Origin of the sequence: Streptomyces cyaneofuscatus, assembly GCF_033109485.1 — a bacterium.
Classification (GTDB): domain Bacteria; phylum Actinomycetota; class Actinomycetes; order Streptomycetales; family Streptomycetaceae; genus Streptomyces; species Streptomyces cyaneofuscatus.
Map to the genome: position 1 here is coordinate 1,337,995 of NZ_CP137002.1, position 24,362 is coordinate 1,362,356.

The 24,362-nt window shown below is 72.6% G+C and carries 21 protein-coding genes and 1 pseudogene; 4 read left to right on the top strand and 18 right to left on the bottom strand.

Annotated elements, in window-relative coordinates:
- Window positions 1–2 precede the first annotated feature (2 nt).
- Entirely contained in the window at window positions 3–755 is a 753-nt protein-coding gene (locus R2B67_RS05590) for a sirohydrochlorin chelatase (RefSeq protein WP_317816709.1), read from the top strand.
- 6 nt (window positions 756–761) lie between these two features.
- Here R2B67_RS05590 and R2B67_RS05595 read toward each other — a convergent pair whose 3' ends face one another.
- The 16 genes and pseudogenes from R2B67_RS05595 to R2B67_RS05670 form a co-directional block, all read right to left on the bottom strand.
- Entirely contained in the window at window positions 762–1,379 is a 618-nt protein-coding gene (locus R2B67_RS05595; RefSeq protein WP_317816710.1) for a mycothiol-dependent nitroreductase Rv2466c family protein, read from the bottom strand.
- Between the two features lie 85 nt (window positions 1,380–1,464).
- Complete coding sequence (locus tag R2B67_RS05600) at window positions 1,465–2,298, bottom strand: ABC transporter ATP-binding protein (RefSeq protein WP_317816711.1); 834 nt, start codon at window positions 2,296–2,298, stop codon at window positions 1,465–1,467.
- Between the two features lie 3 nt (window positions 2,299–2,301).
- The gene (locus tag R2B67_RS05605; RefSeq protein ID WP_317816712.1) at window positions 2,302–3,372 is read right to left on the bottom strand and encodes a FecCD family ABC transporter permease; all 1,071 of its coding nucleotides are present in this window, start codon (window positions 3,370–3,372) and stop codon (window positions 2,302–2,304) included.
- Between the two features lie 3 nt (window positions 3,373–3,375).
- Window positions 3,376–4,401 (bottom strand): FecCD family ABC transporter permease, encoded by a 1,026-nt coding sequence (locus tag R2B67_RS05610; protein ID WP_317816713.1) that lies wholly within the window; start codon window positions 4,399–4,401, stop codon window positions 3,376–3,378.
- An 88-nt stretch (window positions 4,402–4,489) separates the two neighbouring features.
- Window positions 4,490–5,548: an iron-siderophore ABC transporter substrate-binding protein gene (locus tag R2B67_RS05615; RefSeq protein ID WP_317816714.1), complete on the bottom strand. Its 1,059-nt coding sequence runs from the start codon at window positions 5,546–5,548 to the stop codon at window positions 4,490–4,492.
- A gap of 53 nt (window positions 5,549–5,601) precedes the next feature.
- On the bottom strand, window positions 5,602–7,389 hold the full coding sequence (locus R2B67_RS05620; RefSeq protein WP_317816715.1) for an ABC transporter ATP-binding protein: 1,788 nt from the start codon (window positions 7,387–7,389) through the stop codon (window positions 5,602–5,604).
- Window positions 7,386–9,077 (bottom strand): ABC transporter ATP-binding protein, encoded by a 1,692-nt coding sequence (locus R2B67_RS05625; protein WP_317816716.1) that lies wholly within the window; start codon window positions 9,075–9,077, stop codon window positions 7,386–7,388. Before R2B67_RS05625 ends, R2B67_RS05620 begins: the two co-directional genes overlap by 4 nt.
- 239 nt (window positions 9,078–9,316) lie before the next feature.
- Entirely contained in the window at window positions 9,317–10,084 is a 768-nt protein-coding gene (locus R2B67_RS05630) for a DUF1775 domain-containing protein (RefSeq protein ID WP_381073716.1), read from the bottom strand.
- A gap of 72 nt (window positions 10,085–10,156) precedes the next feature.
- Entirely contained in the window at window positions 10,157–10,819 is a 663-nt protein-coding gene (locus R2B67_RS05635) for a hypothetical protein (protein ID WP_317816718.1), read from the bottom strand.
- A gap of 134 nt (window positions 10,820–10,953) precedes the next feature.
- A complete protein-coding gene (locus R2B67_RS05640; protein ID WP_030562347.1) occupies window positions 10,954–11,337 on the bottom strand; it encodes a nuclear transport factor 2 family protein in 384 nt (127 codons plus the stop codon).
- On the bottom strand, window positions 11,330–11,878 hold the full coding sequence (locus R2B67_RS05645; protein WP_317816719.1) for a DUF1697 domain-containing protein: 549 nt from the start codon (window positions 11,876–11,878) through the stop codon (window positions 11,330–11,332). The genes R2B67_RS05640 and R2B67_RS05645 overlap by 8 nt, the downstream gene beginning before the upstream one ends.
- A gap of 133 nt (window positions 11,879–12,011) precedes the next feature.
- Window positions 12,012–13,217, bottom strand: a complete 1,206-nt coding sequence (locus R2B67_RS05650; protein ID WP_317816720.1) for a S8 family peptidase — start codon at window positions 13,215–13,217, stop codon at window positions 12,012–12,014.
- Window positions 13,218–13,778: 561 nt separating this feature from the next.
- Window positions 13,779–15,003 (bottom strand): annotated as a pseudogene (mgt, locus tag R2B67_RS05655) (macrolide-inactivating glycosyltransferase).
- 30 nt (window positions 15,004–15,033) lie between these two features.
- Entirely contained in the window at window positions 15,034–16,332 is a 1,299-nt protein-coding gene (locus R2B67_RS05660; RefSeq protein ID WP_317816722.1) for an ABC transporter substrate-binding protein, read from the bottom strand.
- A gap of 17 nt (window positions 16,333–16,349) precedes the next feature.
- Window positions 16,350–17,189, bottom strand: a complete 840-nt coding sequence (locus R2B67_RS05665) for a carbohydrate ABC transporter permease (RefSeq protein WP_018514586.1) — start codon at window positions 17,187–17,189, stop codon at window positions 16,350–16,352.
- Window positions 17,186–18,121 carry a carbohydrate ABC transporter permease gene (locus R2B67_RS05670; protein ID WP_381073558.1) on the bottom strand — a complete coding sequence of 312 codons (936 nt, stop codon included), beginning with the start codon at window positions 18,119–18,121 and terminating at the stop codon, window positions 17,186–17,188. Before R2B67_RS05670 ends, R2B67_RS05665 begins: the two co-directional genes overlap by 4 nt.
- A 129-nt stretch (window positions 18,122–18,250) precedes the next feature.
- On the opposite strand from R2B67_RS05670, the gene R2B67_RS05675 reads away from it, so the two are divergent.
- Together R2B67_RS05675 and R2B67_RS05680 are read left to right on the top strand one after the other, a co-directional pair.
- On the top strand, window positions 18,251–19,117 hold the full coding sequence (locus R2B67_RS05675) for a phosphotransferase enzyme family protein (protein WP_317816724.1): 867 nt from the start codon (window positions 18,251–18,253) through the stop codon (window positions 19,115–19,117).
- 64 nt (window positions 19,118–19,181) lie between these two features.
- A complete protein-coding gene (locus tag R2B67_RS05680) occupies window positions 19,182–19,694 on the top strand; it encodes a hypothetical protein (protein ID WP_317816725.1) in 513 nt (170 codons plus the stop codon).
- Between the two features lie 55 nt (window positions 19,695–19,749).
- On the opposite strand, the gene R2B67_RS05685 is transcribed toward R2B67_RS05680, so the two are convergent.
- On the bottom strand, window positions 19,750–20,463 hold the full coding sequence (locus R2B67_RS05685) for a 3'-5' exonuclease (protein ID WP_030562332.1): 714 nt from the start codon (window positions 20,461–20,463) through the stop codon (window positions 19,750–19,752).
- 105 nt (window positions 20,464–20,568) lie between these two features.
- On the bottom strand, window positions 20,569–21,804 hold the full coding sequence (locus tag R2B67_RS05690; protein ID WP_026241942.1) for a DUF5919 domain-containing protein: 1,236 nt from the start codon (window positions 21,802–21,804) through the stop codon (window positions 20,569–20,571).
- Window positions 21,805–22,198: 394 nt separating this feature from the next.
- Here R2B67_RS05690 and glgX point away from each other — a divergent pair, with 394 nt between their 5' ends.
- On the top strand, window positions 22,199–24,328 hold the full coding sequence (glgX, locus tag R2B67_RS05695) for a glycogen debranching protein GlgX (RefSeq protein ID WP_030562330.1): 2,130 nt from the start codon (window positions 22,199–22,201) through the stop codon (window positions 24,326–24,328).
- Window positions 24,329–24,362 lie beyond the last annotated feature (34 nt).

Genomic DNA, 24,362 nt, shown 5'->3' on the forward strand with positions numbered 1-24,362 from the left:
CCATGTCCCACCCCGTCCTCCTCGTCATCGCCCACGGCAGCCGCGACCCGCGGCACGCCGCGACCGTGCACGCCCTCACCCAGCGGGTGCGGGCCGAGCGGCCGGGGCTGCGCGTGGAGACGGCGTTCCTGGAGTTCAACGCCCCTTCCGTGCCCCGGGTGCTGGAGCGCCTGGCCGCGGAGGGGGCGGACGAGGTCATCGCCCTGCCGCTCCTCCTCACCCGGGCGTTCCACGCCAAGACCGACATCCCGTCGGTCCTGCGCGAGGCCCGCGCCCGGCTGCCGAGGCTGCACATCCGGCAGGCCGACGTCCTCGGCCCGTCCCCGCTGCTCAACGCCACCCTCGGGCGGCGGCTGCGGGAGGCCGGGGTCCGCCCCGGCGACATCCCCCGGACCGGGCTCGTCCTGGCCTCGGCGGGATCCACAGACCCGGAGGCGATCGCAGTGATCGCTGAAATCGCGCGGGAGCTGCGGCACACCGGTTGGTGCGCCGTGCGGCCTGCGTTCGCCTCCGCATCCCTTCCCCGCACCGAGGACGCGGTACGGGCCCTGCGGGCCGAGGGCGTCGACCGGGTGGCGGTGGCGCCGTACGTCATCGCCCCCGGCCGGCTCCCGGACCGCATCGCGGCGGGCGCCGAGGCGGCCGGCGCGGACGTGCTGGCCGATGTCCTGGGCCCGGCACCGGAGTTGGCGCGGCTGCTGCTGGAGCGGTACGACGAGGCGCGGGTGCTGGTGGGGGCGTCGCTGTCGGCGTGAGCGCTGCTACGCGTAGGACAGGCCGCCCGAGCGGGCCCGCTTGAGTTCGAAGAAACCCTGGTGGTTCGCGAGGACCCGGAAGCTGTCGAAGAGTTCCGCCGCCTCCTCGCCGCGCGGGATCGCGTTCAGGACCGGGCCGAACCAGACCGTGCCGTCGACGTGGATCGTCGGTGTGCCCACGTACGCGTCCTGCTCCGGATCCTTGCCCGCGTCATGGCTGCGGGCCACCTCTTCGTCGTACGCCGTCGCGTGCGCGGCCTCCGACAGGGCGGCGGGCAGGCCCAGTTCGGCCAGCGAGGCGGCGATGACCGCCTCGAAGTCCTCCTCCTTGTGCTGGTGGATGCGGGTGCCCAGCGCGGTGTAGAGGTCCCGCAGGATGCCGTCGCCGTGGGCGGCGGCCGCGGCGACGGCGACCCGGACCGGGCCGATCGACTTGTCGACCAACTCGCGGTACCAGCCCGGCAGTTCGTTGCCCTGGTTGTGCAGGTACAGGCTCATGGGGCGGAAGCGGAGGTCGAGGTCGCGGTGCTGCTCCACCTCCAGGATCCAGCGGGAGGCGATCCAGGCGAACGGGCAGGCGGGGTCGAAGAAGAAGTCGACGGTGGTGCGGGTCCGGGTGCTCATGGATGCGAGCGTAGAGCGCGATTGGCGTGGACTCCCGGGCCAATCGTGGTCCGGTGCGGTGGGCCATTCACCGTGGCAGCAGCCCTCAGGCGAGCGTCTTCCGTGGCTCCTCCGGGTCCGGGGTGTGGTGGCGGCCGACCGGGATCACCAGCGGGGTGCGGCTCACCGGGTCCGTGGTGACCTGGCAGCGGAGGCCGAAGACGTCCTCGACGGTCTCTGCGGTGATCACGTCGGCGGGGACGCCCTCGGCGACGATGCCGCCCTTCTTCATCGCGATGACGTGATCGGCGTACCGGCAGGCCTGGTTGAGGTCGTGCAGGACCATGACGATCGTGCGTCCCTCGCGGCGGTTGAGGTCGACCACGAGGTCCAGGACGTCGATCTGGTGGGCGAGGTCGAGGTACGTCGTCGGCTCGTCCAGGAGGAGGACCGGGGTGCCCTGGGCGACGGCCATGGCGATCCAGGCGCGCTGGCGCTGGCCGCCGGAGAGTTCGTCCACCGCCCGGTCGGCCAGGTCGGTGGTGCCGGTCGCGGCGAGCGCGTCGTGGACCGCCTGCTCGTCCGCCTTGGTCCACTGCCGCCACCACGTCTGGTGCGGGGAGCGGCCCCGGTTGACCAGGTCGATGACGGTGAGGCCCTCGGGGGCGACGGGTGACTGCGGGAGGATGCCGAGCTGCTGGGCCAGCTCCCGGGTGGGGATGGAGTGCAGGGCGCGGCCGTCCAGGCTGACCGCCCCTGCGCGGGGGGCCAGCAGCCGGGCCAGAGCGCGCAGCAGGGTCGACTTCCCGCAGGCGTTGGCGCCGACGATGGCGGTGATCCGGCCGGGCGGGACCGCCAGGTCGAGGCCGGTGACGACGGCCCGGTCGTCGTAGCCGAGGTGCAGGTCCTGTGCCCTCAGGTCGGGTTCGGCGGTGGACATCGGTCAGCCTCCTGAGCCCGCGCGGTTGACGCGGATGAGCAGCCAGAGCAGCACCGGGGCGCCGAGCACTCCGGTGACGATCCCGACGGGCAGTTCGGTGCCCGGGATCAGTTCGCGTGCCAGGACGTCGGACGCGAGGACGATGGCGGCGCCGGTGAGTCCGCCGGCGAGCGGGGGCGGCCAGGCCGTACGGCAGAGCCGCTGCGCGATCTGCGGGGCGGCGAGCGCCACGAACGCGACGGGTCCGGCGGCCGCCGTGGCGAACGCGACCAGGCCGACGCCGGTGAGCAGGACGGTGAGGCGGACGGCCTGGACGCGGGTGCCGAGCCCCTTGGCGACGTCGTCGCCGAGTTGCAGCGTACGCATGAGGCGGCCGATGAGCAGGGCGGCGGGGACCAGGACGACCAGGGCGTACGCGAGGGGCGCGGCCTGCTGCCAGTCGCGGCCGTTGAGGTTGCCGACGAGCCAGCCGAGCGCGGCCTGCGCCTGGAACCGGCCGCCCCGGGCGAGCAGGAAGTCGGTGACGCTGAGGCAGACCCAGGAGACGCCGATGCCGACGAGGATGATGCGGTAGCCGGTGGTGCCGCGCCGCCAGGCGAGCCCGTAGACGAGGAGGGCGCTGGCGAGGGCCCCGAACAGGCCGAGGGCCTGGGTGCCGAGGCCAAAGTCCCAGCCGAGCACGATGCCCGCGACGACGGCGGTCCCGGCGCCCTGGGTGAGGCCGATCATGTCGGGGCTGGCGAGCGGGTTGCGGGTCATCGTCTGGAACAGGGCCCCGGACATGCCGAACGCGATGCCCGCGAGGAGCCCGGTCATGGCGCGGGGCAGCCGCAGTTCCTGGACGACGAGGAGGGTGCCCGGGTCGCCGGATCCGGTGAGCGCGCGGGCGACGTCGGTGAGGGGGATGCCGTACTCACCGATGGAGACGTTCCAGCACAGCGCCGTGAACACGGCGACGACGAGCCCCGCGCAGACGGCGAGCTGGCGGGGGCGCAGGGTGCCGGAGACCGGTGGGAAGGCCAGGCGGAAGGGGCGGGGCGCGGTCTTTCCCGTGCGGAAGGAGTCGGTGGTCACGTCTCATACCTCCGCGAGCCGGCGTCGGCGGACCAGGGCGATGAAGAACGGGCCGCCGATGAAGGCGACGATGATCCCCGCCTGGACCTCCACGGGCCGGGCGATCACCCGGCCGAGGATGTCCGCCCCGAGCAGCAGCCCGGCGGCCAGCGCCGCCGAGAGCGGCAGCAGCCAGCGGTGGTCCGGGCCGAGTCCGGCGGACTGGGCGAGGGCCCGCGCGACATGCGGGACGACCAGGCCGATGAAGACGACGGGGCCGATCACCGCGACCGCCGCCCCGGTGAGGAGGGTGACGGCGACGACGCCCTGGAGGCGTACGAGGCCGAGCTTGCGGCCGAGCGAGGCGGCCACGTCGTCGCCGAGGGCGAGGCTGTTGAGAGCGGGGGCGCTCGCCAGGGCGAGGAGGGCGCCGAACCCGAGGAAGGGCAGGATGCGCAGCACGGTGGAGGCGTCCTGGTTGGCGAGCGAGCCGGCCGACCAGAAGCGGAAGCGGTCCAGGGCTGCCGGATCGGTGAGGACGATCGCGCTGGTCAGCGAGGAGAGTACGGCGGTGACGGCGACCCCCGCGAGGGCAAGCTTCACCGGCGTGGACCCCGAACGCCCCATCCGCCCCAGCAGATAGACGACGATGCTCGCCGCCATCGCCCCGGCGAACGCGAACCAGATGTAGCCGAGCAGCGAGCCGATCCCCGCGACCCCGGCGGCGAGCACGATGGCGAAGGCGGCCCCGGCGCTCACCCCGAGGATGCCGGGGTCGGCCAGCGGGTTGCGGGTCAGCGCCTGCATCACACAGCCGGAGAGGCCGAGCGCCGCGCCGGCGGCAAAACCCAGGGCCGTACGCGGAACCCGCACCGACCAGATCACGTCCTCGATCCGCGGGCCGGTCGGCCGGCCGAGGAGCGCCTTGAGGACGTCACCGGGCGGGATCTGGAGGGCCCCGAGCCCGAGCGAGAGCAGGCACAGCACCACCAGCACGGCGGCGAGCACGGCCGCGAGCAGGGCGGGGCGCCATCGGGCGGGGCGGGTCACGGGGCTGGCTCCACGGTCCGGTTGTTCCTCACGGGAGGGTTGGGCGGGCCGCCCCGCCGACGCGGGGCGGCCCGGAAGGGGGCAGGCGTCAGGACGCGGGGTGGACGACCTTCGTGTCCGTCTTGCCGTCGACGGCGGCCGACAGCATCGGGACCAGGCGGTCGACGGTGTACGGGATGCTCAGCGGGGTCACGAAGGAGATGGCGCTGCCGAAGTGGCTGCTCTCCTTGATCATGACCTCACGGCCTTCCTTGACCGCGTCGAGCTTGCCGTACAGCGGGTCGGCGTGGAGCTTCTTGGCGTCCTTGGCCGGGTCGGTGACGATCCAGGCGACGGCGTCCGTGTCGAGGAGGTCGGTGCGCTCCTTGCTGATGTTGGCGCCGAACGCCTCACCGACGACCTTGTCGAGGCCGCTCGGGAGCTGGAAGCCGAGGCCGGTCAGCACACGGGAGCGGTTGTCCTGCGGGCCGTAGACGTACATGCCCTCGTACGGGGTCGCCATGACGGCGGTCTTGCCCTTGAACTCGGGGTGCGCGGCGGCGGCATCGGCGATGTGCTTCTCGGTCCTGGCGACCAGGTCCTTCGCCTCGTCGGGCTTGCCGAGGGCCTTGCCGACCTGGGTGGTCTGGTCCTGCCAGGAGATCCCCCAGTCCGCGCCCTCCTTCGGCTGGGCGACGACCGGGGCGATCTTGGAGAGGGTGCGGTACTGGTCCTTGGTGAGGCCCGAGTACAGCGCGAGGATCAGGTCGGGGCGCAGGGAGGCGATCTTCTCGACCTGGGGGCCGGTGCCGTCGTCGTGCAGGACTGTGGGGCGCGCCTTGTCGCCGAGCGCCTTCTCGGCCCACGGGCCGATGGCGCCCTTGAACTCGCCGAACCACTCGGTGGTGCCGACGGGGACCTTGCCGAGGGCGAGGACCGCGTCCTGGTCGGAGAGGCCGACGGTGACGATGCGCTGCGGGTCGTTCTTGACGGTGGTGGTGCCGTACTTGTGGTCGAGGGTGACCGGGAAGGCCCCCTTCTTCGCGCTGTCGGCGGACGGCGCGGCCTTGTCGTCGCTCTCGCCGGACCCGCAGGCGGCGGCTCCGAACAGCAGCAGGGCGGACGCGGCCACGGCGGTCAGCCGGGTGCGCTGGGACATGCGGGGCATGGCGGTTTCCTTCGGAGGGTGGGTGTGCCGGGGGGCGGCGGGGACTTGGGGGGTCAGAGGTGGGGTGCGGCGCGGCTGCCGGACCAGGCGTGCCAGAGCGTCGCGTACGGGCCGTCGGCGGTGCGCAGTTCGTCGTGGGTACCGCTCTCGACGACCCGGCCGGCCTCCAGCACCACGATCCGGTCGGCGGCGACGGCCTGGGTGAGGCGGTGGGCGACGACCAGGGCGGTGCGGCCGGCGAGGGCGGCCTCGGCCGAGCGCTCCAGGGTCCGGGCGCCGGCGCTGCCCGCTTCGGCGGTCGCCTCGTCGAGGACGGCGACCGGGGGGTCGGCCAGGACGAGCCGGGCGAGGGCGAGTTGCTGGGCGCGGGCGGGGTCGAGGCGGTGGCCGCCCTCCCCTACGACGGTGGCGAGCCCCTCGGGGAGGGCGTCGGCCCACTCCAGGGCGTGCACGGTGGCGAGGGCGGTACGGAGGTCGGCGTCGGTGGCGGCGGGGCGGGCGAGGCGGAGGTCCTCGGCGAGGGTCCCGGTGAAGACGTGGACCTCCTGGGTGACCAGGACGACGGAGGGGGCTGTGACGGAGGGGGCTGTCTTTCCCTCCGCTACGGAGACCGTGCCGCCGGTCGGCTGCTGGACGCCCGCGACGAGCCGGGCCAGGGTGGACTTCCCGGCCCCGCTGGTCCCGACGAGCGCCACGTGTTCGCCCGCGCGGAGGGTGAGGGAGACCTCGTGGAGGACGGTGCGGCCGGGACCGTACGCATGGCTCACGGCGTCGACGGTGACGGCCGCCTCGGACGTGGTTCCGTTCCGCTGCTGCGGCAGCCGTACTGCGCTCTCCTGGAGGTCGGTCACGCCGACCAGCCGCGCCAGTCCGGCCGCCGCCGACTGCGCGTCGTCAAGGAGGACGAGGGCGGCGTTGACCGGTCCGAAGAGGCTGTGGAAGTAGAGGGCGGCGGCCGTCGCCGTACCGATGGAGACGGACCCGTCGCGGACCAGGAAGAACCCGGTGACCAGGACGGCGGCCAGGCCGATGTACTCCGCGATGTGCAGCCGCGCGTAGAAGCCCAGCACCAGGTGGACGCTGCGCATGGTCAGCTCGACGGCCCTGCGCGAGCGCGCGGCGCTCTTCTCGGTGTGCTGCTCCTCCAGCCGGTGGCCGCGGACGGTCACCGCTCCCCCGATCGTCTCCAGGAGCTGTTGCTGCTGGGCCCCGTTGGCGACCCGCTGGTCCGCGTAGACGGTGACGGCCCGGGTCACGTACCACCGTGCCGTGAGCGCCTGGACCGGTACGGCGAGGAGCGCGGCGAGGAGGAACCGTACGTCCAGCAGGGCCATGGCCCCGAGGGTCAGCACGATCGCGAGGACCGAGCGGGCCATCTCGGGCAGGGCGGAGCGGACGGCCTCCGCGACCCGGGCGACGTCTCCGGTGACCCTGGCGGTGAGGTCGCCGGCCCCGGCGCGCTCCAGGCGGTCGGCGGGGAGCTGGAGGGCGCGCGCGATGAACTGTTCGCGCAGCCGGGCCAGTACGGTCTCGCCGAGCCGGGCTACCTGGGTCAGCCCGAGCGTGGTGGTGACGCCCTGGACGACCGCGACCACCAGCAGGAGGACGACGGGCAGGGTGAGGGCGTCGGCGGGACGGCCGTCGGCGACGATGTCGACGATCCGGCCGAGCAGCGGCTGGACCAGGAGCCCTACGGCGGTGGCGCCGACCAGGACACCGAGGCCCAGGATCGCGCGGCCCCGGTCGGGGCGGATCAGGGTGCGCAGGGCGGCCCGGGTGCGGGCGCCGGTGGCGATGGGCAGCAGCTCGGCGCCGTCCTCCGCTATATCGGTGGGGGTCATGTGAGCACCGCCGTGCGGTAGACGGGATGGTCGCGTACGAGGTCCTCGTGCGGGGCCTCGGCGGTGATGGTGCCGCCGTCGATGAGGACGACCCGGTCGGTGGCGGCGAGGAGGGCGGGGCTGCTGGTGACCAGGACCGTGGTGCGGCCGGGGCGGGCGCGGCGGATGCCGGTGGCGATCCGGGCCTCGGTGGCGGCGTCGACGGCGGTGGTCGGGTCGTGGACGACGAGGACCGGGCGGTCGGCGGCGAGCGCGCGGGCCAGGGCGACGCGCTGGCGCTGGCCGCCGGAGAGGGAGCTGCCGCGCTCGCCGATCCGCCCGGAGGTTCCGCCGGGCAGGGTGGCGGCGACCTCGTCGACGGCGGCGGCGTCCATGGCCGGCTGCGGGTCGGCTCCGGCGGGGGCGGCGGCCGTCACGTTGTCGAGGAGGGTGCCGTCGAAGAGCTGGGCGTCGTGCTCGGCCACCAGGAGCGCGGAGCGCAGGGCGGCGGGGGCGAGTTCGGTGACCGGGGTGCCGTCGAGTTCGACGCGTCCCCGGTCCGGGTCGCAGCGGCGGGCCAGGCAGTGCAGGAGGGTGGCCGCGTGGGCGGTGTCGGTGACGACGATGCCGAGGTGTTCGCCGGGCCGGACGGTGAGGTCGATCCCGTGGAGCCCGGCGTGGCCGAGGCCGTGCAGGCGTAGCTCGCCTGCACTCGGTGCGGCCGGCTCCGTGGTGCCGCCCGTGGTCTCGCCGGGTGCGGCCAGCACGTCGGCGATGCGGGCGGCGGAGGCGCGGGCCTTGGCGAGTTCGGCGCCGCCCCAGGCCAGTACGGCGATCGGTCCGGGCAGGAAGAGGGCGAGGCCGACGGCGGAGACCAGAGCGCCCAGGCCGATGGAGCCGCTGAGCACCAGGCGTCCGCCGACGAGGGCGACCAGGGCGATGAAGGCGCCGGTCAGGGTGAGCATCAGGCCGGTCTGGAGTGCGGCGGCGCGGGCGGCGCGCACGTTGGCCTCGCGGGAGGCCTGGCTGGTGGAGCGGTACCGGGCGACGGCGGCGCTTTCGGCCCGGAGCCCCTTGAGGACGCGGACCCCGGCGACCAGGTCGGCGGCGACCCCGGAGGCGTGGGCGGCGCGCTCCTGTTCGGCCTCGCTGCGGTGCTCCAGGGGGCGGGCGAGGTAGTGGCCGAGCGCCATGAGGACCGGGGCGCCGATCAGGACGAGGAGCCCGAGGGGGACGGAGGCGCGGAGCAGCAGGACCGCTCCCGCGATGACGCCGACGACGGCGGCGATGCCGAGGGTGAGCGCCATGTTGAGGGCCCCGACCCGCCGGGCGTCCTCGGTGGCCACGTTGACCAGGGCGCCGGGCGGCCGTCCGGCCTCGGCGCCGCCGTGCGGGGCGAGGACCCGGCGTACGACGTCCAGGCGCAGCTGGTGCGCGGCCTGTTCGGCGGCGCGCTCGCCGGCCCGGGCGCCGAAGCGGAAGCCGTAGGAGAGCATCGCGTAGACCACGGCGAGGACGACCAGCCAGAGGGCGAGCGCACCGCCGTCGGGGCGGACCACGGCACGGTCGACGATCAGGCCGATGAGTACGGGGACGAGCGCTTCGCCGGTCTGGTGGGCGGCGCCCAGCAGCGAACCGACGACGACGTCCCGGCGCTGCCCAGCGACGGCGCGGCGGATGACACCGCGCCCGGACATGTCAGCCCCCACTCACCTGCTCCTCAGCGTGTACCGGACAAGGGCGGAGAGGCGACTTCCAGCCATCCGTCTCCAGCCAAACGAAGGAAAGGCTAACCTGCATCCGCCGCGGCCGGGACCCCCGCCCCCCTGCGGGATCCCCGGCCCACCCTTGTGGGATCTCCGGCCACCTGCGTCCGGCCCGGCCACCTGTGTCCGGCCAGACCCGCAAGGTCCCACGGCCCGGGGCAGGGGCCGTGGGACCGGGCCGGTCAGGCGGTGCCGTTACGGCGGCTCTTGAGGAACCACCACAGACCGCCGCCGGCCAGCGCCAGTACGGCGACGGCGATACCGATCGGCAGGGCGGGCGACGAGCCGTCCTCCTCCGCCGTGGCCGTCGCCCGGTCCGATGCCGTCGGCTTCGCGTCCGCGGGCTCGGTGGCGGGCGGGTCGGACGGCGACGGGGCCGCGGAGGTGGGGCTCGCACTGGGGGTGGGGCTCGCACTCGGAGTGGGGGCGACCGGCTCGGCACCGGGGGCGGCCTCCTGGAGCTTCAGCACGGGCGCGGAGTGTCCGTGCCCGCCGCCGCTGGACTCCCCCAGTTCGATCCAGCGGTCGACGCGCCCGTCGTCGTACGTCTGGAGCGTCTTGAACACCAGCGACTTCGCGTCCGGCAGCTGCCGGACGACGACGGAGTACGTGACGTCCTCGCCGACCGCCACGGGCGGGCCCGACACGGTGAAGCCCTTGTCGGTCGGAGCGAGCTTCCAGCCGGCGGGGCCCTTGCCGTAGGTGACATCGGCCGGAGTGATCCCCTTCGGCAGGAACACCTCCAGCTTGATGATGCCCGCGGCGTCGGACTCGGTCGCCGCGTCGAAGTTCAGCGTGACGTTCTCGGCGAGCGCACGGGCACCCTCGGACCCCACCTCCACATGGGCGGAGGCCGGGGTGGCCAGGACGAGGGTGGCGGCTATCGCGGCGGCGACGACGCCGGCGGAGCGGCCGACGGTTCGCACGCGTACGGAGGTGGACACAGGGATCTCCCAGGTGAGGTGCAGATGAGGTGACGGTGTGCGGGCACGCGGAAGCGCGCCCCGGGCGGGCGGCGCGGATCAGCGCGTCGCGGGAGGCCCCCGGCGTACCACCGTGTGGTTCAGCGCTGTGCGGTTGTACGGGGAGGGCGGGGACCAGGCCCGCGGCGGCCCGGTCCGGGGGCGCCGCGCCGGGAACGGTCCCGCCGGAGCGGGCCCGCGCAGCCACCGGTCCAGCGTGTGGTCCAGGCGCCGGGCCACCGTCCGGCAGGAGGCGTCCGCGCGCTGCATGCACCAGCCCACCAGCAGCGCGGCGACCGTGTGTCCGGCCGTCACCACCACCGCGAGACGGTGGTCCGCGTGCCAGGCCTGGTGGACGTCGGGTCCGGTGCCGTGCCGGTGCGTCGCGGCGGCGGTGCCGTTCTGTACGGCCGCGAAGAGCTGGTGCAGCGCGGCCTGTCCGGCGCCGGTCGCCGCGAGCACGACGGGCAGCGCCCCGCCCCGTCGCGCGACGGGCAGGGCTCCACCGAACCGCGCGACGGGCAGGGCGATGAGGAACAGCGTCCCGGCCGCGAGCGGCAAGCACCATCCCGGCACCGCCTGCCCGGAGGACAGGTGGTGTGCGCAGAGTGCGAGGGCCGTGCTGGTCGCCGCGAAGACCAAGGCCCGGACAGCGGCGACCGCCACTCCGGCTCCGGGGCCCCGGGCGGAGCGTCCGTCATGTGTCTCTGCGGCGCTCGGCATGGCTGCCCCATCATGGGGCACGGCGGGCCCGGGCCGTCAGCCCGTCGGGGAAGTCGGTGATCCTCCCGAACTCGCCCCCGGCCGCCCGCCGGAGAGGCTCGGACCGCCGGAGGGACCCAGGCCGCCGGAGAGGCTCAGACCTCCGCGAACGGGTCGTCGACGAACGGGGTCGCCTGGTGGAAGTAGAGCCGCCACCCCGCCCCGGTCAGCCGCCACAGGGAGCTGCGGTGCGAGCGCAGCCCCTTGGACTCCGTGTCGAAGGTGAGGTGCACCAGATCCGGGCCGAGTTGCGTGCCCCGCATCCGGGAGGCGGTCAGCGGGCCGGGGCGCGGGGCGTCGTCGGCGGTGAGCGCCTCGATGATCGACTCCCGGTCCCAGAGCCGTCCGCTGGTGCCGATCTCCCGGAACTCGGGGTGGAGGAGGGCGGCGAGGAGATCCGCGGAGGCGCGTACCACCGGGTCCAGCAGGCGGAGTTCGCCTTCGATGGCTGCGGCCACGGCGGGCGACGGCTCAGACACGTGTCATCTCCACCAGCTTGGCCACGGTGTTCCAGTTGCGGGTGGTGGCGGTGAGGCCCTTGGTGAGCTGGGGACGTGCCAGAGCCGCGGCCAGCTTGGAGCGGCCGAGTCCGTCGGGGGCGTACAGGTAGACGCAGCGGTCACCGAGCTCGAAGGCCTCCGGCAGGTAGGCCGGTGCGTCGAGGCCGGCGAGGCGTTCGGGGTCCATCGCCCGGTCGAGGTAGGTGACGTGGAGCTGCTTGCCCTCCAGCTCGTCGGCGGGGAAGGGGCAGGCGTCGGCGACGGCGGCGAGATAGGAGCCGCTGCGGACGATGCAGCCGACGGAGAAGCCGAACCGTTCGTGCAGGGCGCGCTCCAGGGCGGCGGCGAGCGCGCTCTCGTCCCTGTCCCCGCTGCGGAAGACGGCGTTGCCGCTCTGCAGGTGGGTGGCGATGTCGGTGTGCCCCAGTTCACCGAGCACGGTGCGCAGTTCCGGCATCGGGACCCTTTTGTGGCCGCTCACATTGATCCCGCGCAGCAGCGCCGCGTACGTCGTCGTCATGGCCCCACACACTAGAGCGATCCCTCCTCCGGCGCGCAGCCGCCGCGCCCCGTGGGGGAGGGCGCGGCGGCTGCTGTGCGCGAGGAGCGTTGCCGGACGGGGGCGGTGGGGCGCTCCCGTCCGGCGGCGGGTCCTACTCGACGATCTTGAGGAGCTTGTTCGCCGTGCCCTCGGTCGCGTTGGAGATGGCGTCCGGGGTGGCTCCCTCGGTCAGCGCCGTGGCGACCGCCTCCGGGGTGGCGTCCGGGTGGCCCGCCAGGTAGACGGCGGCCGCGCCGACGACGTGCGGGGTGGCCATGGACGTACCGGAGATGGTGTTGGTGCCGGTGTCGCTGTCGTTCCAGGTCGACGTGATGTCCGAGCCCGGGGCGTAGATGTCCACGACGGAGCCGAAGTTGGAGAAGTCCGACTGCTCGTCGCCCTCCGTGGACGAGGCGACGGTGATCGCCTCGGGGACGCGGGAGGGCGAGCCCTGGCCTGCGTCGCTGGACTCGTTGCCCGCGGCCACACCGAAGGTGATGCCGGCGGCGATGGCCTTCTGGACGGCCTCGTCGAGGGCGGGGTCGGCGCCGCCGCCGAGGCTCATGTTGGCGACGGACGGGCCGGACGCGTTGGCGGCGACCCAGTCGATGCCGGCGATGACCTGCTCGGTGGTGCCCGAGCCGTTGTCGTCCAGGACGCGGACGCCGACGATCTTGGCCTTCTTGGCGACACCGTGCGCGGCCCCGGCTATGGTGCCCGCCACGTGGGTGCCGTGCCCGTTGCCGTCGTCGGCGTCGTCGTCGTTGTCCACGGCGTCGAAGCCGGAGGTGGCGCGGCCCTCGAAGTCCTCGTGGGTGACCCGGACCCCGGTGTCGATGACGTACGCGGTGACGCCCTCACCGGCGGCGTCGGGGTAGTTGTACGCCTTGTCGCCCGCGGTCTCGGCCTGGTCGATGCGGTCCAGACCCCACGAGGGGGGGTTCTCCTGGGTGGCGTTGATGCTGAACTTCTTGTTCTGCACCACCTTGGCGACGGACGGATCGGCGGCGAGCCGCTTGGCCTCGGTCTCCGAAAGTCCGCTGGCGGAGAAGCCGTTGATGCTGGAGGAGTAGTTGCGCTGGAGCTTGCCGCCGTACTCCTTGGCGAGCTTCGACTTGTCCGCCTTCTCGCCCAGCATGACGATGTAGCTGCCGGAGACGGCGGTCTCGGCGTCCGCGCCGTAGACCGTGCCCATCGGGGCCGGCGAGGCTCCGGCGAACGAGGTTCCGAACAGGGTGACTCCGGCTGCGGCTGCCACGGCGGTGATCGCGGCGGTCAGCTTGGTCCGGCGAGTGATGGTGCGCTGGTGCTTGGCCATGAAGAGGGGTCTCCTCGTCAATCTCTGTGGGGGGATTGACCTCCGGCCGGAAGATCTCCGGGGGTTGGCTCGAAACCCTGACCGATTGACGAGCACAGATCAAGACCCCCTTGCAGCTGTGACTTACTCAACAAGGTTTCGTAATAAGAAATCGGCCATGGCGGGTCACAACGGGCGGTGGCCGTCAACACGCAGGCAACAAAGCCGGATCGACGCGTCGCGAAAACGCTCGACCACCGGCGAATCACCAGCTCAGAGGCGTCAACGGCCCCCTCCCCCCACCGCTGACCGCACCCGCGCACGCCCGGGAGGGACACCGCCGGGCGCACACGGGTATGCGTGAAGACATGTGAACGTGCGTGAAGAAGTACGCGAGAGGGGTGAAGTCCCCTGCCGGAGATGTGGAGTCACCCGGGGGGTGCGTGCAGATGCAACGACCACCGGCAGCGCACAGACGGATGCCCCGCCCCGCGCCACCGTGTCGCACGGCGGGCAGGACGGGGCGCACAACGTCCGGATATCAGTCCGGCCGATCCGCTCAGAGGAACAGTGCGGGCCAGCTCAGAGCGACAGTTCGGCCTCGATGAGGTCGGCCGCGCGGGGTGTCCCGCCCTCCTTCGCCATCTGCTCGCGCAGCCGGGCGGACCGCTCCGCCACCTCCGGGTCGCCGGTCAGGGCGAGCACGGCCTCGCGCAGCGTGGCCGCGTCGGCCTCCTCCATCGGGATGTGCCGGGCCACCCCGAGCGCCTGGAGCATGTCGGCATTGCCGAACTGGTCGACGGCCTGCGGCACGGCCACCATCGGCGTCCCCGTGGCGAGCCCCTCCTGGCTGCCGCCCGCCCCGGCGTGGGTGATGAACGCGTCGGCCTGCTTCAGCACCGCCAACTGCGGCACCCACGCGTGCACTTCCACGTTCGCCGGTACGTCACCGAGCTCGGCCGGGTCGACATGCGCGCCGATCTGGAGCACCACGTGCCAGTCGGGCAGGTCGCCGAAGGCCGCGACGCACTCCCGGTAGAACGCGGGCCGCTTGGTGAACGAGGAGCCGAGCGAGACCAGGAGCACCTTCCCGGCCCCGGCCGGCCGCTCCCACTCCCCCTGGTCGGCACGGTCGCCCTGGCAGGCGCCGACGAAGGTGTACATGTCGCGGTCCACCCGGTCCGCGTTGGGCTGGAGCGCTTCGGGGATCAGGACGAGGCCGCGGCGCGGGCGGGCCACGAAGTCGTCGCTGGGGACATGGCCGAGGCCGTTGTCGGCGAGCCAGCCGTCGAAGCGGGCGTAGTACGCCTGGCCGCGTTCGGTCTGCTTCAGCTCGGCGGTCATGGGCTCGCCGACCTCCTTCTCGTACCCCTCCCAGGGCACCAGGTTGGGCCAGAGGGAGACGGCGGGGACGCCCCAGCGATGGGCGAGGACGCGGGCGGGATAGGAGGTGATGTCGTGCAGGACGAGGTCGGGTTCGTCGCCCTTGAAGGCGGCGATCAGCTGCGGGAGGGCCTGGATGGCGTCGGCGAGGAAGGGTTCGATGTTGTCGATCAGCTCCGTGCCCCACGCCTCGGGGTCGTCGTCGGTCGGCAGGGTCGAGGTGTAGATCACCGGCTCGGCTCCGGTGGCCGCGACCTTGTCGGCGAACGAGGCGGGGATGGCGTAGCTGACACGGTGCCCACGGCGGACGAGCTCGCGGATCACTTCGAGGCTCGGGTTCACATGTCCGTGGGCGGCGATGGAGAACATGGCGATGTGGGCACGCGGGGATTCCGTCATGTGCTTCACCATAAGCGAGACGCAACGTCTCGTCTAGTTGTTTTCGTCGCGTTCTTCAGCGCTGATAGCGGGCCAGGACCCGGTTTCCGTCGTCGACCAGCCGTTTCCGCAGCTCATCCATGCCGATCGCGCCGCTGTAGAACTCCTGGAGCGCGGGGGTCGCCACCTTGTCCTTCCACTCGGGGTAGCCCCGTACGGTCTGCGCGGGCGCCGGGCGCAGCTGCCCGGCGAGCGCGGTCCCGGTCGCCCAGCCGTTCTCGGTGGTGTGCAGGGAGGGGTGGGCGAGGGCGGTGGTGCCGGTGGGGAGCATCCAGTCGCCCCGGGCCAGGCGCACCATGTTCGGCGGCCGCAGCAGGAAGTCGATGAAGGCGACGGCCTCCTCCTTGTGCGGGCTGTCCTCGGCGACGGAGAGGGTCTGCGGGCTCACCCCCTGAGCCAGTCCTCCCCTGCCCGCCGGAGCGGGCAGGACCGTCCACGCGAATCCCTCGGGGGCCTGCTCGACGACCTGCTGGCGGTAGGCGAAGCCGAGCGGGAGCATGGCGTACCGGCCGCCGAAGAAGCCGGGCAGGGCGTCCGATCCGCCCATGCCCAGTGCCGTACGGGCCGCGCTGCGGTCGGTGTTGACCTGGTCGTGGATGGTGCCGGTCACCACCCGGTCGCCCTCCTCGAAGCGCAGCTCCGCCTTGCCGTCCGGGTCACGGTGGAAGAGCTGCCCGCCGCCGGAGAGGCCCAGGTTGAGGGTGACGGAGACGGGTTCCTTGAGCGGCCAGGCGACCCCGTAACGCCCCTTGCCGGTCAGCTCCTTCGCGACCTGCCGGAACTCCGCCCAGCTCCAGGGCTGCTCCGGCGTCGGGATCCGCACCCCCGACGCCTTGAGGATCTCGGTGTTGGCGATCAGGACCCGGGGCTCCTGGAGGAAGGGGACGCCGTAGATCCCGTCGTCGAAGGTGGTGGTGCGCCAGGACTGCTCGGGGATGTCGGCCTTGAGCCGCTCGGGGAGGAGAGGGCGCAGGTCGGCGAGGTAGCCCCCGTACGCGAAGTCGGCGAGGTCGTCGGAGGCGTCGTGGATGATGTCGGGCGCCTCGCCGCCCTCGAAGGAGGTGAGCAGCTGGTCGTGGACGTTGTCCCAGCTGCCCTGGACGTAGTCGACCTGGACGTCGGGGTGGGCGGCGTTCCACTCCTTCACCAGTTGCTTGTTGGCGTCGACGGACTCCTTCTGCCAGGCCAGCGACTGGAACCTCAGCCGGATCGTGCCGTCGGCGTCCCGGCCGTCGTCGGTGCCGGAGCAGCCGGTGAGCAGGAGGGCGAGGACGGCGGCCGCCGCGGCGGCCCGCCGGGCCGGCGTGCGGCGCATCAGCCCCTCACCGCGCATCAGCCCCTCACCGCCCCGGCCGTCATCCCGCCGGTGATCCGGCGCTGGATGAAGGCGAAGAGGACGAGGGAGGGCAGCGTGGCGAGGAACGCGGCGGCGGCCAGCGGCCCGAGGTCGGCCACGCCCTCCGCGCCGAGGAAGTGGGTGAGGACGACCGGCAAGGTCTGCTTCTCCGGGGTCTTGAGGAGAACGAGCGCGAAGAAGAACTCGTTCCACGCGGTGATGAAAGCGAAGAGGGCGGTGGCGACGATCCCGGGCGCAAGCAGCGGGGCGACGACCGAGACGAGGGTCCGTACGCGCCCCGCCCCGTCCACGGCGGCGGCCTCCTCCAGCTCGGCCGGCACAGCGCGCACATACCCGGCGAGCATCCACAGCGCGAAGGGCAGCGACCAGACGACGTACACCAGGATCAGCCCCCACAGGGTGTTGATCAGATGCAGGTTCTTCAGGACCAGGAAGAGCGGAATGATCACCAGCACGAACGGGAACGCCTGGCTGACCACGACCCACCCGGTCGCGGCGGTGGCGAGCCGGCCCCGGTGGCGGGCCATCACATAGGCCATCGGGGTCGCGATGACGACGGCGATGAGCGCGGCGGAGACGGCGGCGATCAGCGAGTTGGCGGCGGCCTGGAGCAGCGGCTGCTCGTCGAAGGCCTGGCGGAAGTTGTCGAGGGTGGGGTTGTCGGGGATCCAGGTGGGGTGCAGGGAGCCCAGTTCGCGGGCGGGCTTGAAGGCGGTGGAGAGCAGCCAGAGGAAGGGGAAGGCCAGGAACACCAGGTACGCGAGGAGCGCGAGGTACTGCCCGGCGCGCGCGGCCCTGCTGGTGGGCAGACTCATCGCTGCTCGCCTCCTGCGCTGATCCGGCCGACGAGATAGCAGGCGAGGATCACGGAGATCACCGAGACCATCACACAACCCATGGCGGCGGCGTACCCGAACTGCCCGTAGCGGAAGGCTTCCTCGTACGCGAAGAGCATCGGCAGCCGGGTCCGCCCGCCGGGCCCGCCGCTGGTCAGCACATAGACGAGGGCGAAGGAGTTGAAGTTCCAGATCAGATTGAGGGCGCTGATGGCCAGCGCGATGGGCTTGATCGCGGGCCAGGTGACGGTACGGAACCGGCGCCAGGCGCCCGCCCCGTCCAGGGCCGCCGCCTCGTGGAGTTCGTGCGGGGTGTTCTGGAGTCCGGCGAGCAGGGCGACGGTGGTCTGGGGCATACCGGCCCAGATGCCGACGAGGATCACGGCGGGGAGCGCGGTGGCGAGACCGGTGAGCCAGTCGCGGCCGTCGCCGAGGCCGAGGTCGCGGAGGGTCTCGTTGAGGATGCCCGCGTCGGGGTTGTAGACGAGGCGCCACATGATGCCGACGACGACTTCGGGCATCGCCCAGGGGATGATCGCCAGCGCCCGCGCCAGCCAGCGCAGCCGGAGCTTCTGGTTGAGGAGCAGGGCGAGGCCGAGGGCCAGGAGGAACTGCGGCACGGTGACGCCGAACGCCCAGAGGAGGCCGATCCGGAAGGAGTCCCAGAAGAGGGTGTCGTGCAGGAGGTCCTGGAAGTTGAGGGTGCCGATCCACTGGGTGGAGCGGGTGCGGCCGGACTGGGCGTCGGTGAAGGCGAGCGCGATGCCGTAGAGGAGCGGGCCGACGCTGAGGATCAGGATCGGGAGGAGGGCGGGCAGGACGAGGAACCAGGCGGCCCGGTCGCGGGCCGCGGTCCCGGGTCGGGGGTGTGCGCCATCCGCCCCGGACCGCCGCTTCACGCCCGCTAACATCACAAATGATCCTCTCTGCGAGCTTCAGTAACACTTCATCCCGTTCTGGCCGTCCTGGTGGCCCAGGCCATCGTGCTGACGGGCCGTCGGTTCGTCAAGGTGGCCTGCGCGGATGCGAAAATCGCACCCATGGACGAGATGCGTGCGCGTGAGGTGCTGACGGCCGCCGGTTTCTCCGGCGCGGCGGAGCTGCTGGCGCTGGGCGAGAACGCGGTCTTCGGGGCCGACGGTCTGGTGGTGAAGGTCGGCCGGGACGCCACCGGCCACCCGGAGCTGGCGGCCCGGGCGGAGCGGGAGGTGGCCGTCGCGGAGTGGCTCGCCGCGTCGGGCGTTCCGGCGGTACGGGCTGCCGAGCACGGGATGCGCCTGGTGGAGGGCCACCCGGTGACGGTCTGGCACCGCCTGCCCGACCCCGTACGCCCCACCGAGCCGCGCGACCTGGCGCCTCTGCTCTCCCGGGTGCACGCGCTCCCGGCCCCGGCGGGCTTCACGCTCCCGCGCCGCGAACTGCTCGGCGGGGTGGAGCGCTGGCTGACCCTGGCGGGCGACACGATCGACCCGGACGACGCCGACTACCTCCGCGGCCGCCGCGACGGCTTCGCGACCGCGGCCGCCGCCCTGACCCCGCATCTGCCGCCGGGCCCGATCCACGGCGACGCGCTCCCCCGCAACGTCCATGTCGGCCCCGAGGGCCCGGTCCTGGTCGACCTGGAGACCTTCTCCACGGACCTGCGGGAACACGACCTGGTCGTCCTCGCCCTCTCCCGCGACCGCTACGGCCTCGACCCCGCGGCCTATGACGCCTTCACGGCCGCGTACGGCTGGGACGTACGGGAGTGGGACGGCTGCACGGTCCTGCGCGGCGCCCGCGAGACGGCCAGCTGCGCCTGGGTCGCCCAGCATGCCCCGGCCAACCCGAAGGCGCTCACCGAATTCCGCCGCAGGGTGGCATCGCTGCGCGAGGGGGACCCCGAGGTGCGGTGGTACCCCTTCTGAGCGGGGAACGGCCAGGACAGGCGCACCTACGACCGGCCGCGTTCCGGAGCGTAGGTTGGACCCCATGGGACTCTTCGACAAGCTGATCGGGACCAGGCACCCCGAGGCCGGGGTGGCGCCACGACCGGCCGGAGAGTTGCGGACGGCCCTGCTCGGCCTCAACGGGCCGGATGTCCCCTACCTCATCAGCGACGGCACGGCGCACGGCGCCGATCTGGTGGCGGAGTGGCGGAACGCCGAGCCCGCCTGGCAGCCCTTCTTCATCGCGTCCCATCTGACGCGCGCCATCCGGATCCGGATGCGGCTGGCCGAGGACGTCCCCGAGGTGCGTGCCGTCGAGGAGAGTTGGGAGGTCACCCGCGTCGGCAATCCTCCGCGGCTCCGGACCTCGGCGACGTACACCCGCGGCGGGGGCAGGACCGTCTCGCGCCAGTACACGCTCCAGCGGGGCAGGAGCGGCCGCCTCGAAGCGACCGAGTCGTTCAGCTTCGACAGCGCACAGCTGACGGACCCCCTGCGCAACACCACCCTCGATGCGGGCTGGGCCTGGCGCGGAGTGATCTTCGGCAAGCTCTGAGGCCAGGCTACGGCCCCCGACGGCTACGCCCCCTGCCGGCTGCGCCCCCGCCCGGTCACCTGCTCCGCGGGATCACCGGCCAGGCCTGCTCCACCACCGCCGTCGGGTTCGCCGTGCGGCGGAGGTAGGCCTGGAGGGAGGCGGACTGTTCGGCGGCCGCGCGGACCTGGAGGGCGTGGAGTTCGGCCGGGGGCAGGGTGCTGACCGGGCGGTGGCGCTCGCCCATCCGGCGGACCACCCGGACCGCCGCCACCGCGTCGGCGGTCGCGTCATGGGCGTCGGAGAGGGTCACGCCGTAGTGCTCGCACAGGGCTTGGAGGGCGCGCTTGCCCTTGCGGTACTTGTCGACGTGCTTGTCGATCACCAGGGGGTCGATGACCGGCGAGGGCACGCCGCCGATCCGCTGCTCGACGGAGTCCAGTCCGTACCGCCCGCATTCGCGGTCCAGGAGCGAGAGGTCGTAGCGCGCGTTCATCACCACCAGCGGCACCCCCGAGCGCAGCACCTCGGCGACCGCGTGGGCGATCTCCGCCACGGCCGAGGCCGCCCGGGCGCCGTGCTTGCGGGCGTGGTCCGTGCCGATGCCGTGGATCGCGGAGGCCTGCTCGGGTATCGCCACCCCCGGGTCGAGCAGCCAGGTCCGCTGCTCGGCGACCGTCCCGTCCGGCTCCAGCCGGACCAGTGCGGCGGTGACGATCCTGTCGGTCTCGACGTCGGTCCCCGTCGTCTCCAGGTCGAAGCCGACCAGTGGTCCCTGATGCCAGCTCATCCCGATACCTCCTTCGTGGTGCTCCCCCGTGGTGCTCCCCCGAGTGATGAACACCTTCGCACGCAGCACTGACAGCGACGCGGGACGGGGTGTCAGCAGGAGGGCTCACGACACCGGGCGCGAGTCCGTCCAGACCGACTCGAACTCCTCCCGGTACGTCTCGAAGAGGCCGCCCTCGCTGTCCTGCCCCGCCCGCACCACCGTCCGCCGCCCCCCGCCGCGCAGCACCAGCACCGGCGCCTCCATGCCCCGGGCCCGCCGCAGATAGGGCTGGACGACGCCCACCGCGTCCGCCCCGTCGCCGTCCACCAGGTACGCGGTGAAGCGCGGGGTCTCGTCGAAGACCTGGATCTCGAAGGCGCCCGGGTCGCGGAGCTTGGAGCGGACGCGGCGCATATGGAGGATGTTCATCTCCACCGAGCGGCTCAGCTCGCCCTTCTTGAGGCCCAGTTCCCGCTCCCGGCGCTTCACCGCGCTGCTGGCCGGGTTGATGAAGAGCAGCCGCACCCGGCACCCCGACTCGGCGAGCCGGACCAGCCGGCGGCCGGAGAAGTTCTGGACGAGCAGGTTGAGGCCTATGCCGATGGCGTCCAGCCGGCGCGCCCCGCCGAACAGGTCCTCGGCGGGCAGCTGGCGCTGGAGCCGGACCCGGTCGGGGTGGACGGAGACCACGTCCGCGTAACGGTCGCCGACCAGCTCCTCCACCGCGTCCACCGGCAGCCGGTCGGCGGAGGGCACGGAGGCCCCGCTGCCGAGGATCTCCAGGAGGCGCGCGGAGGCCCGCTCCGCCTGGGCCAGTACCGCCTCGTTCAGCGCGCGGTTGCGGGAGACGACGTTGCGGGTCACCTCCAGCTCGTCGAGGGCCAGCTCGACATCCCGCCGGTCGTCGAAGTACGGCTCGAAGCAGGGCCAGTGCTGGACCATCAGCTCCCGCAGCTGCGGGAGCGTGAGGAAGCTGAGGACGTTGTCGTCGGCCGGGTCCAGCAGATAGCCCTTGCGGCGCGACACCTCGCGTACGGCGACGGCCCGCTGCACCCACTCCTGCCCGGCCGGTCCGGCCGCGGCCACCACCCAGTCGTCGCCGTGCACCGGCTCGTAGATCGGCCGGAGCACCGCCGCGACGACCGCGCGCAGTCTCTGTTCGACCAGATTCAGCCAGATATAGGCGCGCCCGGCCCGCTGTGCGCGGGTGCGCACCTCGCTCCATGCCTCGGCACCCCAGTCCAGCTCGGCACCGATCTCCATGGGCTGCGCAAGGGACACCGCCCCGGGCGGCGCATCGGTCGATTCCCCCTCGTGACCTGCGTCACCTGGGGGTAGCTCGAACCCTCCCGAGCTCACCCGCGTACCGCCTTCCACTCCCCCACCCAACGATCAAGGAAGGGTACTCCGGGAGCGGGATCCGGTGCAGCCCGATGGCCGGGCCGGTTTCTCAACTCCCTTCTCGCGACGGCCTGTTCCTTGCGCCGAGATCGGGTGGAGTGAGCGGATTCATAGTGATTAGGCACCCCGACGAAGGCCGCGATCCGGACGCCGTCCGGCCGGGCGCGTCCGTAATCGTGTCCGGGGCGGCACCCCGGTGTCCGAAGTTGACCGGTGTGGCCGGAGCCGTACGACGGGACCTGGCCGCGCCGCACGGCGTACTAGGTGTGCGGCGCTCTTTCGGGGAATATTCGACGGGTAACGGGCCGAGGAAAGCCACCGCACCCGGATCAGAAGTGGAAGAGTCTCATCTATGCAGGTCTGGCCGGGACACGCTTATCCCCTCGGCGCCACCTATGACGGCGCCGGCACCAACTTCGCGGTCTTCTCCGAGGCCGCCCACCGGATCGAGTTGTGCCTGTTGCACGACGACGGTTCAGAAACGGCGGTGGAGCTCCGCGAGACCGACGCCTTCGTGCGCCACGCGTACCTGCCCGGCATCATGCCGGGTCAGCGGTACGGCTTCCGTGTGCACGGGCCCTACGAACCGCAGAACGGGCAGCGGTGCAACTCCGCGAAGCTGCTCCTGGACCCGTACGCACGTGCGGTCTCCGGGAAGATCGAGTGGGGCGAGTCGGTGTACGGCTACCCGTTCGGGAAGCCCGACGCCCGCAACGACCTCGACTCGGCGCCGCACACCATGAGCTCGGTGGTGGTGAACCCGTACTTCGACTGGGGCGACGACCGCCGCCCCCGTACGGACTACCACCGCACCGTGATCTACGAGGCCCACGTCAAGGGCCTGACGATGCTCCATCCGGGGCTCCCGCCCGAGCTGCGCGGTACGTACGCGGGGCTCGCGCACCCGGAGGTCATCGCCCACCTCACCGAACTGGGCGTCACGGCGATCGAACTGATGCCCGTCCACCAGTTCGTCCAGGACCACCGCCTGGCCGACATGGGGCTCGCCAACTACTGGGGCTACAACACCATCGGCTTCTTCGCCCCGCACAACACCTACGCCTCCTGGGGCGACCGGGGCGAGCAGGTGCTGGAGTTCAAGCAGGCGGTGAAGGCGCTGCACCAGGCGGGCATCGAGGTCATCCTCGACGTCGTCTACAACCACACCGCCGAGGGCAACCACCTGGGCCCCACCCTCTCCTTCCGCGGTCTCGACAACGCCTCGTACTACCGTCTGACCGACGATCAGCGCTACTACATGGACACCACGGGCACCGGGAACTCGCTGCTCATGCGGTCCCCGCACGTCCTCCAGATGATCATGGACTCGCTGCGGTACTGGGTGACCGAGATGCACGTGGACGGCTTCCGCTTCGACCTGGCGGCGACCCTCGCCCGCCAGTTCCACGAGGTGGACCGGCTCTCCTCGTTCTTCGACCTGGTCCAGCAGGACCCGGTGGTCAGCCAGGTGAAGCTGATCGCCGAACCGTGGGACGTCGGCGAGGGCGGCTACCAGGTGGGCAACTTCCCGCCGCTGTGGACCGAGTGGAACGGCAAGTACCGCGACACGGTCCGCGATCTGTGGCGGGGCGAGCCGCGCACGCTGGCGGAGTTCGCCGGGCGGCTGACGGGCTCGTCCGACCTCTACCAGGACGACGGGCGCCGCCCGCTCGCCTCGATCAACTTCACCACCTGCCACGACGGCTTCACGCTGCACGACATGGTGTCGTACAACGACAAGCGGAACGACGCCAACGGCGAGGGCAACCGGGACGGCGAGAGCCACAACCGCTCCTGGAACTGCGGGGTGGAGGGGGAGACGGACGACCCCGAGGTCCTGGAGCTGCGGGGCCGGCAGATGCGGAACTTCATCGCCACGCTGATGCTGTCGCAGGGCGTGCCGATGCTGAGCCACGGGGACGAGTTCGCCCGGACGCAGAAGGGCAACAACAACGCCTACTGCCAGGACAACGAACTCTCCTGGATCCACTGGCCCGACCCGGACGCCCCCGACGACGAGTTCCGGCGCAATCTGCTGGAGTTCACCCGCTCCATGGTGTGGCTCCGCCGCGACCACCCGGTCTTCCGGCGCCGCCGCTTCTTCCACGGCCGGCCGGTGGAGGGCACGCACGACGAGCTCTCCGACATCGCCTGGTTCACCCCGGAGGGCCAGGAGATGACCCAGCGGGACTGGCAGGCGGCGCACGCCAAGGCGATGACCGTGTTCCTCAACGGCCAGGCCATCTCGGAGCCCGGACCACGCGGGGAGCGGATCACCGACGACTCGTTCCTGCTGATGTTCAACGCGAGCGCCGAGACGCTGGAGTTCGCCGTCCCCGTGGACCACGGGGAGCAGTGGCAGGTCGTCGTGGACACCGCACGTCCGGAGGGGGTGGATCCGGGGACGGGGCCGAAGGTGGCCGAGGGCGAACAGGTGACGCTGATCGGGCGGAGCCTGACCGTGCTGCGGCGTCCCGGCTGAAGCCCTGCCCCCAGGATCGTCGAGGGTGAGCGTC